The 15,634-nt window shown below is 51.2% G+C and carries 9 protein-coding genes; 6 read left to right on the top strand and 3 right to left on the bottom strand.

All coding sequences use genetic code 11. The features are described from left to right. Window positions 1–16: 16 nt before the first annotated feature. Entirely contained in the window at window positions 17–1,093 is a 1,077-nt protein-coding gene (fbaA, locus tag CA264_RS07470; RefSeq protein ID WP_025605971.1) for a class II fructose-bisphosphate aldolase, read from the bottom strand. Between the two features lie 381 nt (window positions 1,094–1,474). Here fbaA and CA264_RS07465 point away from each other — a divergent pair, with 381 nt between their 5' ends. Next, on the top strand, window positions 1,475–3,835 hold the full coding sequence (locus CA264_RS07465) for an ABC transporter permease (protein WP_025605969.1): 2,361 nt from the start codon (window positions 1,475–1,477) through the stop codon (window positions 3,833–3,835). Window positions 3,836–3,877: 42 nt separating this feature from the next. On the opposite strand, the gene CA264_RS07460 is transcribed toward CA264_RS07465, so the two are convergent. Both CA264_RS07460 and CA264_RS07455 read right to left on the bottom strand, forming a co-directional pair. Next, complete coding sequence (locus CA264_RS07460; RefSeq protein ID WP_025605967.1) at window positions 3,878–5,293, bottom strand: exonuclease domain-containing protein; 1,416 nt, start codon at window positions 5,291–5,293, stop codon at window positions 3,878–3,880. 132 nt (window positions 5,294–5,425) lie between these two features. Then, the gene (locus tag CA264_RS07455; protein ID WP_025605965.1) at window positions 5,426–6,565 is read right to left on the bottom strand and encodes an AI-2E family transporter; all 1,140 of its coding nucleotides are present in this window, start codon (window positions 6,563–6,565) and stop codon (window positions 5,426–5,428) included. Between the two features lie 348 nt (window positions 6,566–6,913). Between CA264_RS07455 and CA264_RS07450 the strand changes: the two genes are divergently transcribed. The 5 genes from CA264_RS07450 (at window position 6,914) to thrS (ending at window position 15,572) form a co-directional block, all read left to right on the top strand. Continuing rightward, window positions 6,914–8,776, top strand: a complete 1,863-nt coding sequence (locus tag CA264_RS07450; protein WP_025605964.1) for a DNA topoisomerase IV subunit B — start codon at window positions 6,914–6,916, stop codon at window positions 8,774–8,776. Continuing rightward, entirely contained in the window at window positions 8,769–11,522 is a 2,754-nt protein-coding gene (locus tag CA264_RS07445) for a DNA gyrase/topoisomerase IV subunit A (protein ID WP_025605962.1), read from the top strand. Before CA264_RS07450 ends, CA264_RS07445 begins: the two co-directional genes overlap by 8 nt. A 66-nt stretch (window positions 11,523–11,588) precedes the next feature. Then, window positions 11,589–12,377 (top strand): tetratricopeptide repeat protein, encoded by a 789-nt coding sequence (locus CA264_RS07440; RefSeq protein WP_084196178.1) that lies wholly within the window; start codon window positions 11,589–11,591, stop codon window positions 12,375–12,377. Between the two features lie 171 nt (window positions 12,378–12,548). After that, a complete protein-coding gene (locus tag CA264_RS07435; RefSeq protein WP_084196177.1) occupies window positions 12,549–13,628 on the top strand; it encodes a tetratricopeptide repeat protein in 1,080 nt (359 codons plus the stop codon). Between the two features lie 6 nt (window positions 13,629–13,634). Beyond that, entirely contained in the window at window positions 13,635–15,572 is a 1,938-nt protein-coding gene (gene thrS / locus CA264_RS07430; protein WP_025605957.1) for a threonine--tRNA ligase, read from the top strand. Window positions 15,573–15,634: the final 62 nt, after the last annotated feature.

Here is a 15,634-nt window from a genome sequence, read left to right as displayed (position 1 = left end):
TAAAGTATAACCAGCCTTAGTTGCGGTTGTTCGCATTCAGGTCGGTGAACGCCTCTTTCAGGCGCGCAATAAAGCTCTTCTCGCCTTCACGCAGCCATACGCGCGGGTCGTAGTACTTCTTGTTCGGAGAGTCTTCGCCATCCGGGTTGCCAATCTGGCTTTGCAGATAGCCCTTCTTGCTCTCATAGTAGTTGCGCACGCCATCCCAGAACGCCCACTGCATGTCCGTGTCAATGTTCATTTTGATAGCGCCGTACTCAATGGCTTCTTTGATCTGGTGCTTTTCTGAGCCGGAGCCGCCGTGGAACACGAAGTTAACCGGGTTAGCGCCTGTGCCGAACTTCTTCTGGATATAGTCCTGCGAGTTCTTTAGGATATCCGGGCGAAGCTCCACGTTGCCCGGCTTGTACACCCCGTGCACGTTACCGAAGGCAGCGGCGATGGTGAAGCGGTCACTGATCTTGTTCAGCTCTTCGTAGGCATAGGCCACTTCTTCCGGCTGCGTATACAGGCGGGAGCTGTCCACGCCGGAGTTGTCTACGCCGTCTTCTTCGCCGCCTGTCACCCCTAGCTCAATCTCCACGGTCATGCCAAGCTTGTTCATGCGCTTCAGGTAGCTGGCGCAGGTCTCAATGTTTTCTTTGATCTCCTCTTCCGAAAGGTCGAGCATGTGAGAGGAGTAAAGCGGTTTGCCGTGCTGCTCAAAGTACTTCTCACCGGCATCCAGCAGCCCGTCGATCCACGGAAGCAGCTTTTTGGCGGCGTGGTCGGTGTGCAGTACCACTGGCACCCCGTAAGCCTCGGCCATCAGGTGCACGTGCTGTGCGCCTGATACAGCGCCGGCGATGGCGGCTTTCTGCTGGTCGTTTGCCAGGCCTTTGCCGGCAAAGAACTGCGCTCCGCCGTGCGAGAACTGAATGATCACCGGTGAGTTTACCTCGCGCGCCGTTTCCAGCACTGCGTTTACAGAATCAGTGCCAATAACGTTTACGGCAGGAAGGGCGAAGTTATTTTCGTTCGCATACTTGAAGAGTTCAGTAACCTCGTCGCCGAAAAGCACACCGGCTCTGAATCTTTTTGTTGTTTCGCTCACAGTAATATTTTTTAAGGTTTTTAAAGGAAATATAGGTTGATTAGTCCTCCTGCTACTCGCAGAATTCTCAAGTAAATTTACTATATAGTTTATAATTTAAGAAATCAATCACCGCTAATCTAACGTTGCTGCCTCTATATTGTTAGAAGATGTATGAAAGTATGAGTAGAATATTGATTAGAATTATTGTGAAGAAGTAGTCTTTCATCCTGCGCAGATATTTTGCTGTACAGTATCGCACAAAATGGTGTCTGTAATCGAACACCAAGTATAAAAACCTCCCTCACACGTGCCTTGAACGAATATTTTAAATATGGTATAGCTATTGTAATAGAGAAGAAAACTTAGTGCGCCCAAGCTACACAACTACAAAATAAAACTATGTTCCGCCACAGCCTTCTGCTTATCTATAGAAACTTCAAGCGCTATAAAAGCACCTTCTTTATTAATGTTTTAGGCCTGTCTACCAGCTTAGCTTGTGCTTTACTCATTTTTATATGGGTTTACGATGAACTTAACATGGATAAGTTTCATCAACAGGATAAGCAGCTATTTCAGGTGATGACAAACCATTATAATACGGAAGGTATCGTAACCTGGGAGGCGGGACCGGGTCAATTGGCAGAAGCTCTGAAGGATGAAATGCCGGAGGTTGCCTATAGTGTCAGCTCATCTGATATTCCTGACAAGTTTATTGTCTCAGCAAATGAGCAACACATGTCTGCCGCTGGGCAGTTTGTTGGCAGCGATTATTTTAATGCTTTTTCTTATAAGCTAAGCCAGGGAAGTAAAGATCAGGTGCTCCAAAGCAAGAACGCAATTGTAATATCCGAGGCACTTGCTCTTAGGCTTTTTAATACAACACAAGGTGTTGTTGGCAGAACAATAAATTGGCAGATCCTGCACTTCACTAAGCCAGTTGTTATTACAGGCGTTTTTGAAGCCATGCCCTCTAACTCCTCAGAGCAGTATGATTTTCTGCTTTCTTTCGAAGAGTTTAAAGATATGCTCGGCGATGGCCTTCACTGGGACAATCATAATGCTAAAACATACCTGGTGCTACAAGAAGGTACTGATGCAGTATCATTTAATCATAAGATAGAATCCTTTCTAAAAAGTAAACAACCCAACTCAAATGTTACGCTTTTTGTAAGGCCATACTCAAACAAGTACCTCTATGGCAACTATGAAAATGGTGTACAAGCAGGAGGCAGGATTGAGTATGTAAAGCTGTTCTCACTGATCGCTATTTTCATATTAGCTATTGCCTGTATTAACTTCATGAACCTTTCTACCGCAAAGGCTTCAAGAAGAGTTAAAGAAATTGGTATTAAAAAAGCTATTGGCGCTAGCCGGGGCTCCCTTATACTTCAGTACCTGGGAGAGTCGCTTTTGGTGGCATTCATCTCTCTTATCATCGCGTTAATGTTTGTTGAGCTTGCACTAGTTCCTTTCAGCGAGATTACTGGCAAAGAGTTAAACCTGAGCTACCACGCACATTTTATACTTGGGGCACTGGGCATTACCGTTTTGGCAGGACTTATGGCAGGTAGTTATCCAGCTTTGTACCTGTCAAGGTTTAAGCCGGCAGTGGTGCTGCGGGGTACAATTAATAAGTTAGGTGGCGAATTATGGGCCAGAAGAGGTCTGGTTGTTTTTCAGTTCACGCTATCCATTATCTTGATTGTGTCTGTGCTCGTTGTTTATAAGCAGATTGAGTATGTTCAGGCAAAGAACCTGGGGTACAGCAAAGACCATGTGTTATACTTTAACGCTGAGGGCAAGGTGCAGGAAAAACTTGAAACTTTTCTGACAGAGGTGAAGAAGCTGCCTGGTGTTAGTAATGCCTCGAGCGGCGGTAGTATCATCAGCGATTACGGTTCTACAGTAGGTTTAAATTGGGAGGGAAAAAACACCGCGGAGCAGACAGCCTTTCAGATGCTGGCCGTGAACTATGACATGATTGAGACATTGGGTATAGGTGTAAAAGAAGGGCGCGCTTTTTCGAGAAGCTTTGCCTCCGACACATCCAAAATCATTTTTAACGAAGCTGCCATAGCTGTTATGGGCCTTGAAGAACCCGTTGGAAAAGTGGTTAATCTGTGGGGTGAGAATAAGAAAATCGTGGGGGTGGTAAAAGACTTTCATTTTCAATCGCTGCACCAGAAGGTAAAGCCCATGTTCTTCCGCCTGGACCCTAAGACAGCTATGAAAGTGATGGTGAAAATAGAAGCTGGGAAAGAGCGCGCAACAATAGAAAAGCTCCAGAGTTTATATGCCTCTTTCAATCCAGGTTATGTTCTAGATTACAAGTTTCTGAATGAGGACTACCAGGAGTTATATGCAGCAGAACAGCGTGTCGCAACCCTATCCAGGTATTTTGCCGGACTCGCCATACTTATTTCCTGCCTTGGCCTTTTCGGACTTGCAACGTTTACTGCCGAGAGAAGAGTGAAAGAGATCGGGATCAGGAAAGTGATGGGGGCAAGCGAGGTAAGTATCGTGTACTTGCTCTCCAGCGATTTTACAAAGCTTGTACTTGTAGCCATAGTAGTAGCCTTACCAGTAAGCTATATGCTCTTAAAGTATTGGCTAAATAACTTTGCTTACAGAATTGATTTGGAGGTGTGGTACTTTTTGGGAGCTGGTATACTTTCTCTTTTCATTGCCTGGCTAACAGTGGCTTCACAGGCTTTCAGAGCTGCTAAAGTTAACCCGTCTCAGTGCCTGAAAGAAGTATAAAAACAGAAAGGCCCGGTAAGTCTTAACTGCCGGGCCTTTCTGTTATTCAAACACGATCACTTTATCTTTATGCTTGCCGCGCATGTGGTTTCGGATAATCTGCTGAATATCCTTGTTGTCATTGTAGCGCTGAATGGCTCCTTTGAAATCTTCTAAGTTGTGTGCCGAAAAAGTATCATCTACAAAGCCAAAGCCAAGGTAAGTGCCATGCTCCACCACCACCACTGACTTTTCACCTGGCTCTCTTCCTTTACCGATGATAACAAAGCTGTTGTGTTCGTAGGTAAATGACTCTATGGCCTCTTCTACCCGCAGGTTATACTCCTCCGGGCTTTCTTTCCCGATGCAGGCACCATTGCATTGGTGTACCTGGTAATCAAAGCAAGCTCCGTTGGTTTTATAGAGGTCGCAGAGCTTCTGGCAGAGGTTATACTTGGCTACTTTGTGAAACAGAAAGCCTTTTGCCTTAAAATGATTTGAAAGTGCAATAATGGGCGTTAAGCTTTCATTATCTGCTTTGTTGATTGTGTCATAACTGAGGCGTTTGTAACCGTTGTTATCTTCATACACAAAAATGCCTGTGTTAAACACACTTCGCCGCTGCTGCCTGTTATACTGCGGTTTCATGCGCTTAATCTCTGCAGATTCAAAAAGCAAAGCTACCAGTTCATTCCCCATCAGCTCATAGGTAATGTCGGTGATGTTGTTTTTGAAGTCTAAAGACTTGCGGCTTTTATAGTCTATGTTAAAGTGCTGTATAATGCGTTTCTTTATATTGATGCTTTTGCCAACATAAATTACCTCGCCCTCCTCGTTATGGAAGTAGTATACCCCTGGCACCATAGGTAAGGCGTCTACCTGCTCTTTGCTAATAGCAGGTGGTAGCAGCGATGTTTTGATCTCTTTTTTAAGCACCTGTGTGGTGTTGTCAGCGGCCATATTCATGTTACCGTCAACCACAGGCCTGTTTATCTTAATAAGCTTGTCGAAGAGCAAAGCAGTTGCTTCCGCATCACCAATGGCTCGGTGGCGCTGGCTTAGCGGGATATCAATGCTGTTGCAGAGCTTGCCAAGGCTGTAAGATGGAAGCCCAGGTATAAGTGAGCGGCTCAGGCGCACGGTGCAGAGTGTCTTCCGTTGAAAGGTAAAGCCCAGGTCAGCAAACTCCTTCTTCATAAAAGAATAGTCGAAGCGCACGTTGTGGGCCACGAATACCTTGCCCTCGGTAAACTCGACTATCTCCTTGGCCACCTCGTAAAACTTGGGGGCTTCCAGTACCATGTCGTCTTTAATGCCGGTAAGCTGCGTTATGAAATAAGGGATGGGGCGCTCCGGGTTAATGAGCGTGTGGTATTTGTCGACTATCTTCTCCCCGTCATGTATAAAAATGGCAATCTCGGTGATCTTGTCCTGGTGCGGCTGCCCACCGGTTGTTTCGATGTCTACTATTGCGTACAAGTTGCTCTGGTTTAGTTGCTCACTCTCAGAGCCTGCGGCATTGCCTGCAGCTCCTTCTTCTAAACCAATATTTTTAGTAAACCGTTTCAAATCGCTCCTTTCGCTTTTAGGCTGCAAATACAGTTAGCAGGCTTACCTGTCGATATCCTTTTTGCCTCGGCCCAGGCCGTTCACCAGCTCCGACAGCCAGGTGCTGATGCCTCCCTTTTTCTTCGGGTGCAGATCCTCTATATCGGCCAGCAGATACCCGAAAGGCTGCAGGGGAGGGTACACATCGAAGATCACCTTCATCATGGCAATAACAGGGATGGAGAGCACCATGCCGGCCGCCCCCCAGATCTCCCCCCCGATCAGCAGGGCCACGATGGCGGCAAAGGGGTTTATACTTACCTTGGACCCCACCACAAAGGGCGTGATAAAGTTGCCTTCCAGGAACTGCACAAACATAAACACCAGCACCACTAGTACCGCATCCAGCAGGTTGCCGGTGGTAGCCAGCGTGAACAGGGCCGGCAGGGAGGCACCGATCAGGATGCCGATGTAAGGGATAATAGTAAGTATAGAGGCGAATATGCCGAAGAAGATGGCATACTTTACCCCCAGTATAAGCAGCCCCGCAGTGTTGAGCAGCGCCACCACCACAATCACAATCATCAGCCCGGAAATATAGCTGTGCACAACGTGCTGGATGTCGGTCATGGTATGGATCACTCCGCCGCGCCTGTCTTTGGTGACGAACTTGAAGAGGAACTGCTCCAGGTGGTCGCGGTAGTAGAGCAGGCAGAACACAAAAATAGGCACCAGCGTGAGCACAGTAATAGCGCCGGTGGTCATGGATATGGTGCTGCTCAGGAAGGTGGCGGAGAGGTCCTGTATGTTGCCGATGGCGTTCTGGATGATCTCGGATTTGTTCGGTGCCGCAATCCCGAAGCGGTTATACATAAAGTCCTGCCCGCGGGTGATCAGGCCCTCAACGTTCTGCCCGATGGTGTCCAGCTCCGAGGTCAGGCTCACCAGTTGCATCGAGACAAACCAGGCCACGAGCCCCAGTACCACCACCACCAGCGTTATGCCGCTCAGGATGGCCAGCGGGCGCGGAAAGCGCAGCTTCGATTCCAGGTCGCGGGTGAGGGGCAGGAGCAGCAGTGCAAAAAGCAGCCCGAAGGCCAGCGGCATCAGGATGGGTTTGAAGGTTCTAAGCCCAAGTATAAGTAAGGTAAGGCCCAGCAGGATAACGGTGTATTTGAAGTATGGCGGTAACTTTATTTCCATGTAGGGTGCTCGTGAGTATGTTAAATCCCGGTCCGGGTTCTACATTTGCAGCTCAAAGTAAGTAAATGTTCTGGCGAAATGTATAGTTTTATGCATATATTAAAATGCTAAATAATTTAGCCTAAAAAGTCTGCTAAAAACCAGCATTAACTGAACCAGCTCCACGCCAGAATGGTTTATATTTAGGAAGAGGGAAGCAGTACTTTATTTAAAGCTAAAACCATTAGTATTTTTAGGGCGCTTTAGGTAATTTAGCATCGGTAGGAACTTATCGATTGCGTCTTGTCTTTTATAATTTCCTATATTTCGGATTGATACTACCTATTCAACTACACTTACGCTTACATAATGGCAGAGTTAGAGCATAATTACACCGAAGACAGCATCCGGTCGCTGGAACCACGCGAGCACATCAGGCTGCGCCCTGGTATGTACATTGGTAAGTTGGGCGATGGCTCATCAGCAGATGACGGTATTTACATCTTGGTGAAAGAGGTGATCGACAACTCCATCGACGAACACGTGATGGGTTTCGGTAAGACCATTGAGGTGAAGATCTCAGATCACAAAGTGCAGGTGCGCGACTATGGTCGCGGTATTCCGCTGGGTAAAGTGATCGACTGTGTGAGTAAGATCAACACGGGCGGTAAGTACGACAGCAAAGCCTTCCAGAAGTCGGTGGGCCTAAACGGTGTGGGTACGAAGGCAGTAAACGCCCTCTCCAGCCACTTCCGCATCCAGTCTGTTCGCGATGGCAAAATGAAAGCCGCCGAGTTTGAGAAAGGCGTGCTCACAGAGGATTTTGAGGTGCAGGACAGCCCGCAGCGCAACGGTACCCTCACTGTCTTCACGCCGGACGACACCATCTTCAAGAACTACCAGTTTAACCCGGACTACCTGGAGAACCAGATCTGGAACTACGTGTACCTGAATGCCGGCCTGACCATTAACTTCAACGGTAAGAAGTTCTACTCTGAGAACGGCCTGCTGGACCTGCTCCGCAACAAGGCGGATGAGGAGAGCCTGCGCTACCCGATCATCCACCTGAAGGGCGAGGATATTGAACTGGCCCTGACCCACGGCGACAACTACGGCGAGGAGTACTACTCCTTCGTGAACGGCCAGTACACTACCATGGGTGGTACGCACTTGGCCGCTTTTCGTGAGGCGGTGGTAAAGACGGTACGAGACTTCTACAAAAAAGACTATGACGCCGCTGATATCCGCGGCTCTATTATAGGGGCGGTTTCGTTGCGTGTGCAGGAGCCGGTGTTTGAGTCGCAGACGAAGACAAAGCTGGGCTCCATTGAAATGGGGCCTGACGGACCAGCCGTGCGCGCCTATGTCAATGACTTTGTGCGCGAGCACCTGGACAACTACCTGCACAAGAACCCGGAAACGGCGGAAGCACTCAGAAAGCGGATTGAGCAAAGTGAGCGCGAGCGCAAGGACATGGCCGGCGTGAAAAAGCTGGCGAACCAGCGGGCCAAAAAAGCAAATCTGCACAACCGTAAGCTCCGCGATTGCCGCCTCCATTTTAACGAGGACAAAGGCGAGAAGTCATTGCTGTCCACGCTGTTCATCACCGAGGGTGACTCTGCCAGTGGATCAATCACCAAATCCCGCAACGTGGATAGCGAGGCTGTGTTCAGCTTAAGGGGTAAGCCCCTGAACTGCTTTGGCCTTAAGAAAAAGGTGGTGTACGAAAACGAGGAGTTTAACCTGCTGCAGCACGCCCTGAACATCGAAGAGGGGCTGGAGGGCCTGCGCTACAACCGCGTGGTGATCGCGACCGATGCCGACGTGGACGGTATGCACATTCGCCTGCTGCTGCTTACGTTCTTCCTGCAGTTCTTCCCGGACCTGGTGCGAAACGGCCACGTGTACATCCTGGAGACACCGCTGTTCCGGGTGCGCAACAAGAAGGAAACGATCTACTGCTATAACGAAGCAGAAAAGCAGGAGGCCATGCAGAAACTAGGGAAGAAACCGGAGATCACCCGCTTCAAAGGTTTGGGAGAGATCTCTCCGGATGAGTTTGGCAAGTTTATTGGCGATAACATAAAGCTGAAGCCGGTGATCCTGCAGAAGGACACGACGATCCAGAAGATGCTGAGCTACTACATGGGTAAAAATACCCCGGACCGTCAGCAGTTCATCATCGAGAACCTGAAGTATGAGAAAGATATAGTTGAAGAAGTATATGCATAACGACGAATTGAACAACGAGGAGGAGCTCCAGCACAACGAAGAGTTGGAGGTGGAGTTTACGGACGGGGAGGAGGAAACCATCCACAACGTGACGCCTGTCTCTGGTCTGTACGAAAACTGGTTCCTCGATTATGCCTCTTATGTAATTCTGGAGCGCGCGGTGCCAGCCATTGAAGATGGTTTGAAGCCGGTGCAGCGCCGTATCCTGCACGCCATGCGCGAGATGGACGACGGTCGCTTTAACAAGGTGGCCAACGTGATCGGCCAGACCATGCAGTACCACCCGCACGGCGACGCCTCCATCGGCGACGCCATGGTGAACCTGGGGCAGAAAGACCTGCTGATCGAGACGCAGGGTAACTGGGGCGATGCCCGCACCGGCGACAGCGCGGCGGCTCCCCGCTATATCGAGGCGCGCCTTTCCAAGTTTGCCCTGGATGTGGTGTTTAACCCGCAGACAACGCTGTGGCAGCTGAGCTACGACGGGCGTAAAAACGAGCCGGTAACACTGCCGGTTAAATTCCCGCTGCTGCTGGCGCAGGGCGTGGAGGGTATTGCCGTAGGCTTGTCTACCAAGATTATGCCGCACAACTTCCGGGAGCTGATCAAGGCCTCTGTCGATGTGCTGAAAGGCCGTAGCACGAACCTGTTGCCCGACTTCCTGACGGGTGGCCAGATAGACGTGACCAACTACAACGGCGGCCAGCGCGGCGGCAGAATCCGCGTGCGCGCCACCATTGAGAAGGTGGACAAAACCATGCTCGTTATCCGGGATGTGCCATACGGTACCACCACAACGGGTTTGATGGAGTCCATCGTAAAGGCCAGCGAAAACAATAAGATCAAGATCAAGAGGGTAGTAGACAATACTGCCGCCGATGTGGAGATACAGGTGCAGTTGCCGCCGGGCGTGTCGCCGGACCTGACCATGGATGCCCTCTACGCCTTCACCGACTGTGAGGTGTCCATCTCCCCGAACGCGTGTGTGATCATCAACGATAAGCCGCACTTCCTGGACGTGAACGAGCTGCTGCGCATCTCTACCTTTAAGACGGTAGACCTGCTGAAGCGTGAGCTGGAGATTCGCAAAGGGGAACTCGAGGATAAGTGGCATTACTCGTCGCTGGAGAAGATCTTCATCGAGAACCGCATCTACCGCGATATTGAGGAGTGCGAAACCTGGGAAGCCGTACTCAACGCCATTGACAGGGGGCTGGACCCTTACAAGCACCTGCTGCGCCGTGAGGTGACAGAGGAGGATATTATCCGCCTGACGGAGATCAAGATCAAGCGTATCTCCAAGTATGACTCCTTTAAAGCCGATGAGTATATTCATAAGCTGGAGGAGGAAATGGCCGAGGTGGATGATAACCTGGCAAACCTGATCCGCTACGCCATCGCATACTTCGAAGGCTTGCTGAAGAAGTACGGCCAAGGCAAAGAGCGCCGCACGCAGGTGAAAACCTTCGACGTGATCAACGCGCAGAACGTGGCCATCGCCAACCAGAAGCTGTACATGAACGCCAAAGACGGCTTTATCGGGACAGGCCTGCGCAAAGACGAGTTTGTGTGCGACTGCTCCGACATGGACGATATCATCGTGTTCCGCAAGGACGGTAAGTTCATGGTAACGAAAGTGGCGGAGAAAACCTTCGTGGGCAAGGACATCATTTATGCCGGCGTTTACAACAAGAACGATGAGCACATGGTCTACAACATGATCTACCTCGATGGTAAGTCTGGTGTGTCGTATGCCAAGCGCTTTGCTGTGAAGTCCGTAACCCGCGACAAGGAGTACGACCTTACCAAAGGCAACAAAGGCTCTAAAGTGCACTACCTTACCGCCAACCCGAACTCCGAGTCTGAGGTGGTGACCATTACGCTTTCGCCGAACGCATCAGCCAGAAACAAAGTATTGGACTTTGATTTTGCCGAGCTGATGATCAAAGGCAAAGGGTCCAACGGTAACATCGTGACGAAGTACCCGGTGAAGAAAGTGGTGCAGAAGAGCCTGGGCGAGTCTACCCTGGGAGGCCGTGAGATTTATTACGATGAGGTGATCGGCCGCCTGAACACCGAAGGCCGTGGCCGCTACCTGGGCTCGTTCAACACCGACGATGCCATACTTGCCATTCACGACGACGGCACGTACGAGCTGACATCGTTTGACCTGGCCAACCACTACACCGTGGAGAAGCTGAAGGTGCTGCAGAAGTTCGATCCCGAGCTGGTGATTTCAGCTATTTATTACGAGGGGGAAAATAAAACCTACTACGTGAAGCGTTTCAAGGTAGAGACGACCACCATAGGCAAGCGCTTCGCCTTTATTCCGGAGACAAAGAACTCCAGGCTAGAGGCCGTGTCTACGCATCCGGAGCCATTGGCCAGCATCAAGTTCAAGCGTTCGCTTCGCGGCGAGCGTGAGGCGGAGAAAATTCTGCTTAACGAGTTTATTGATGTGAAGGGCTGGAAGGCGATGGGCAACAAGCTCAACTACTTTAAAGTGTACGAGGTGGATGTGCCGAAAATGCTGCCTGTGGACCAGCCAGAGGAGGATAAGCCCAAAGCTAAGAAGTCTGCCAAAAGGGAGCCGGTAACGCTGCCATCCCAGCTAAAAGAGCTGGCCGAAGAGGCCGCCAAGGTGAGCAGCGCCCAACCACACGCAGTGGACGACGTACAAGGCGAGAAAGACCTTAGCCTCGAAAAGAAAGCGTTGAAGGAGAAAAGGCAGCTGGATATTTTCTAATCTATCTTGCGCCTGCTCTTGCTAAAGTCTTTGGTTTTCCGTAGATTGTAGGGTAGGAATATAGATATGAAAAGAACTTGTACAGCTATTCTTCTGGGATGTTTGCTTTCTGCAGGAGCACCCGCTGCCGTAATGGCAGGTGGTGGCACTGCATCGGGCAACGAGTTGATGCAGCGGGCTGAACAGCTTCTCAACAACTATAAAGACAGCGAAGCCCTGCGCCTGTTTGAGCAGGTAATCACGCAGTCGCCGGATAACTACGAAGCACTGTGCCGGGCCAGCTACCTGCATTGCCGTATCGGCGACAGGTTTGCTGATGAAACCCGTAAGGCGGAGCACTTCTCCAAGGCAAAGACCTATGCCATGAAAGCCTATGAGCTTCAGCCGGAGGATGCCGAGTCGAATTACGTGATGGCGCTTTCGCTTGGCTGCTCCGCCATGACTGCGGGCCCGCGGCAACGGCTGGAGGGCATTAACCAGATGAAGTCCTTTGTGGATGCCGCACTGGTGGATGATGCCAAACATGCGGGAGCCTGGTATACGCTGGGGCGCTGGTACTTCAAAATGGCGAACCTCAACTTTGCTGAGAAAGCGGCCTCCAAGCTGTTTTTCGGCGGCGTTTGTGATGAGGCCTCCAATGAGAAGGCTGCCGAAGCCCTGGAGCAGGCGATCGTGTATGAGCCAAATAACATCCGCTACTACTTCGACCTTGCCAGCGTGTACAAAGAGATGCGGGAAACAACCGCCTGTATCAGCACCTTGGAAAAGGCGCTCACGCTCACTTTCGAAACGAAGGAGGAGCTGGAACTAAGCAGGCGGTGCAAGATTATGCTACAAGAGCAACAGAAACTATAAGTTGATGATATTCTGCCAAAAAGCCTGCTCCCGATTCGGTGGCAGGCTTTTTGTTTTAGCCAGGAGGCTGCTTCGTGTGTAGGATGTGTTTCTATTTAGGCAAAATGTCTTAATTTAGCGCCCCTAAGTGCGAATGTCCTTTTTTCAGAAGAATACTATTAGCCGGTAAGGATGCGGGTTTACAGATTATTGCTGTTGGTTTTATCGGTTTCGATGGTTTCCTGTACGCTGGAGGAAGGGGATAGCGAGCAGATGGTGAACCTGCAGGTGGTGAAGGACAATCCCGCCGCGCAGCTGGAGAACCTGAATGCCGCCATTGAGCGCTCCAAACGGGACGGCTCCTTGTATGCCCGCCGTGCAGTGGTACTGCTGCGCAGGGGGGAGCTGGAGCAGGCGCTTGAAGATGCGGACAAAGCCGTGCGGCTAACGAAAAACGAGCCGGCCAGCCTGTTTGTAAAGGCCCAGGTGCTGCGCGCCATGGGGAAGAGGGAGGAGGCCCTGCCGCTGGCGCTGCAGGCGGAGCGCAACTCCTACCAAAGCACCTCGCTGTACGTGCTGCTGGGAGATTTATACTTGCAGCGGCAAGAGCACGAGCAGGCGCTGCAGTACCTTCGGAAGGCGCAGAATCTCTCACCTGCAGACGAGTTTGCCTATTACTACAAAGGGCGGGTGCAGGAGGCAACCGGTGACACAGCCAAAGCCATCCAGAACTATAAACTGGCGCTGGGGCAGGTGCCGGACTTTACAGAGGCGCAGCGTGAACTGGCTGCCTTGCTAATAGACAAGGGCGACTACACCTCGGCGAAGCCGTACTTGCAGCGCGCCCTGAAAGCTGCTCCAAAGGATGCCAAACTGTGGTATAACCGCGGGTTGGGATACCAGGCAGAGCAGAAGCAGGACAGCGCCATGCAGGCCTTTGCCAAAGCGGTAAGTATAAACGACACGCTGTCCGGCGCTCACTATAGGCTGGGCGTATACCAGCACAACCTGGGAAATAACGAGGCGGCGCTGGAGCACCTTCAGAAGGCCTATGAGGCGTTTAAAGGGAAGCCGGAGTACCTGGGCAAGCTAGCGAGTGCCTATGAGCGCACAGGGCAGTACAGGGAGGCCTTGTCCGCCTACCAGCGCTTGCTGGAGGTAGAGCCCAAAGCCACCTATGCCTACCAGTCTGTTGCCAGGCTGAAGTATAAAATTTCAAAACCATTGCCTGATAGTGCAGCTGTACGCCTACAGGAACAGATAGAAAGATAAACAACTATGATCAACATCACACTGCCAGACGGTTCAGTGCGCCAGTATGAAAGCGGCGTAACTAGCCTTGACATTGCACAGAGCATCAGCGAAGGCCTGGCTCGGAACGTGCTTGCTGCCAAAGTTAACGGAGCGGTATGGGACGCCACGCGCGCCATTAACCAGGACGCAACGGTGCAGCTGCTCACCTGGAATGATGAGGAGGGCAAAAACACCTTCTGGCACTCTTCTGCCCACTTACTTGCGGAGGCCCTGGAAGACCTTTACCCGGACGTGAAGTTCGGCATCGGCCCTCCGGTAGAGAACGGCTTTTACTATGATGTGGACCTGGGCGAGCACCACCTCTCTCAGGAAGACATCGCAAAGCTGGAGCAGAAAATGCTGGAGCTGGCGCGTCAGAAAAATGTGTACCTGCGCAGTGAGGTGTCCAAGGCGGATGCGGTCGACTATTTCACAAAGAAAGGCGACCAGTACAAGCTGGACCTGATCAAAGACCTGGAGGACGGCTCCATTACGTTTTACGAGCAGGGTAAATTTGTGGACCTTTGCCGCGGGCCGCATATCCCGAACACTGGCTTTGTGAAGGCCGCCAAGATCACGAACATCGCCGGCGCTTACTGGCGCGGGGATGAGAAGAACAAGCAGTTAACCCGCATCTACGGCATCACCTTCCCGAAGCAAAAGGAGCTGACAGAGTACCTAGAGCGTGTGGAGGAGGCCAAGAAGCGCGACCACCGCAAACTGGGCAAGGAGATGGAGCTTTTCGCCTTCTCCGAGAAGGTGGGCATGGGCCTGCCGCTATGGCTGCCAAAGGGCACGCTGCTGCGTGAGCGCCTGGAGCAGTTTATGCGCAAAGCACAGATGCGTGCTGGTTACCAGCCGGTAGTTACGCCGCACATCGCCAGCAAAGAGCTGTACGTAACTTCGGGCCACTACGAGAAGTATGGCGCAGACTCGTTCCAGCCGATCAAGACGCCGAACGAAGGAGAAGAGTTCCTGCTTAAGCCGATGAACTGCCCGCACCACTGCGAAATCTACAAGACCCGCCCACGCTCTTACAAAGAGCTGCCGGTAAGGTTTGCAGAGTTCGGTACGGTTTACCGTTACGAACAAAGTGGTGAGTTGCACGGTTTAACCCGGGTGAGGGGCTTTACGCAGGATGACGCACACATTTTCTGCCGCCCGGACCAGGTAAAAGAGGAGTTCCTGAAAGTAATTGACCTTGTGCTGTATGTTTTCAAAGCACTGGGGTTTGAGGATTACACAGCGCAGATATCTTTACGTGACCCGGAGAACAAGGCCAAGTACATTGGTACGGATGAAGCCTGGGAGAAAGCGGAGCGTGCTATTATTGAGGCCTCGGCTGAGAAAGGGCTCTCCACTGTAACCGAATTGGGAGAGGCTGCGTTTTACGGACCTAAGCTTGACTTCATGGTGAAGGACGCTCTTGGCCGTAAGTGGCAGCTGGGAACTATTCAGGTAGACTATCAGTTGCCAGAACGCTTCCAGTTGGAGTACATCGGTGCGGATAACCAGAAGCACCGGCCGGTTATGATCCACCGTGCGCCGTTCGGTTCGCTGGAGCGCTTCGTGGCCGTGCTGATCGAGCACTGCGGCGGTAATTTCCCGCTGTGGCTGAGCCCGGAGCAGATCGCGATACTTCCGATCTCTGAGAAGTACCACGACTATGCGCAGCAGGTGTACGACCGACTGCAGCAGGACGATATCAGGGGCTACGTGGACAACCGCGATGAGAAGATCGGCCGTAAGATCCGTGATGCAGAGGTGCGCAAGGTGCCGTACATGATCATCGTAGGAGAGAAGGAGCAGGAAAACGGAGCCGTATCGGTTCGTAAGCACGGTGAGGGAGACCTTGGTGCCATGACGGTCGAGGAGTTCAGCACGTTCTTTCAGGGCAAAGTAGCCGAAATGCTGAACAATTAAGAAAGAAATTTTCTTTTTGATAGATAATTTGCGATATTCGCAACCTAATTGTAGAATTTAAT

It is taken from the genome of Pontibacter actiniarum (genome assembly GCF_003585765.1).
GTDB lineage: Bacteria > Bacteroidota > Bacteroidia > Cytophagales > Hymenobacteraceae > Pontibacter > Pontibacter actiniarum.
The sequence above is the reverse complement of the archived record's forward strand: the minus strand, read 5'-3'. Positions and strand labels throughout refer to the sequence as shown.

Coding starts and splice junctions, on each gene's coding strand:
- CA264_RS07465 (WP_025605969.1), top strand. CDS start 1,475: ATGTTCCGCCACAGCCTTCTGCTTATCTATAGAAACTTCAAGCGCTAT.
- CA264_RS07455 (WP_025605965.1), bottom strand. CDS start 6,565: ATGGAAATAAAGTTACCGCCATACTTCAAATACACCGTTATCCTGCTG.
- CA264_RS07450 (WP_025605964.1), top strand. CDS start 6,914: ATGGCAGAGTTAGAGCATAATTACACCGAAGACAGCATCCGGTCGCTG.
- CA264_RS07445 (WP_025605962.1), top strand. CDS start 8,769: ATGCATAACGACGAATTGAACAACGAGGAGGAGCTCCAGCACAACGAA.
- CA264_RS07440 (WP_084196178.1), top strand. CDS start 11,589: ATGAAAAGAACTTGTACAGCTATTCTTCTGGGATGTTTGCTTTCTGCA.
- CA264_RS07435 (WP_084196177.1), top strand. CDS start 12,549: ATGCGGGTTTACAGATTATTGCTGTTGGTTTTATCGGTTTCGATGGTT.
- thrS (WP_025605957.1), top strand. CDS start 13,635: ATGATCAACATCACACTGCCAGACGGTTCAGTGCGCCAGTATGAAAGC.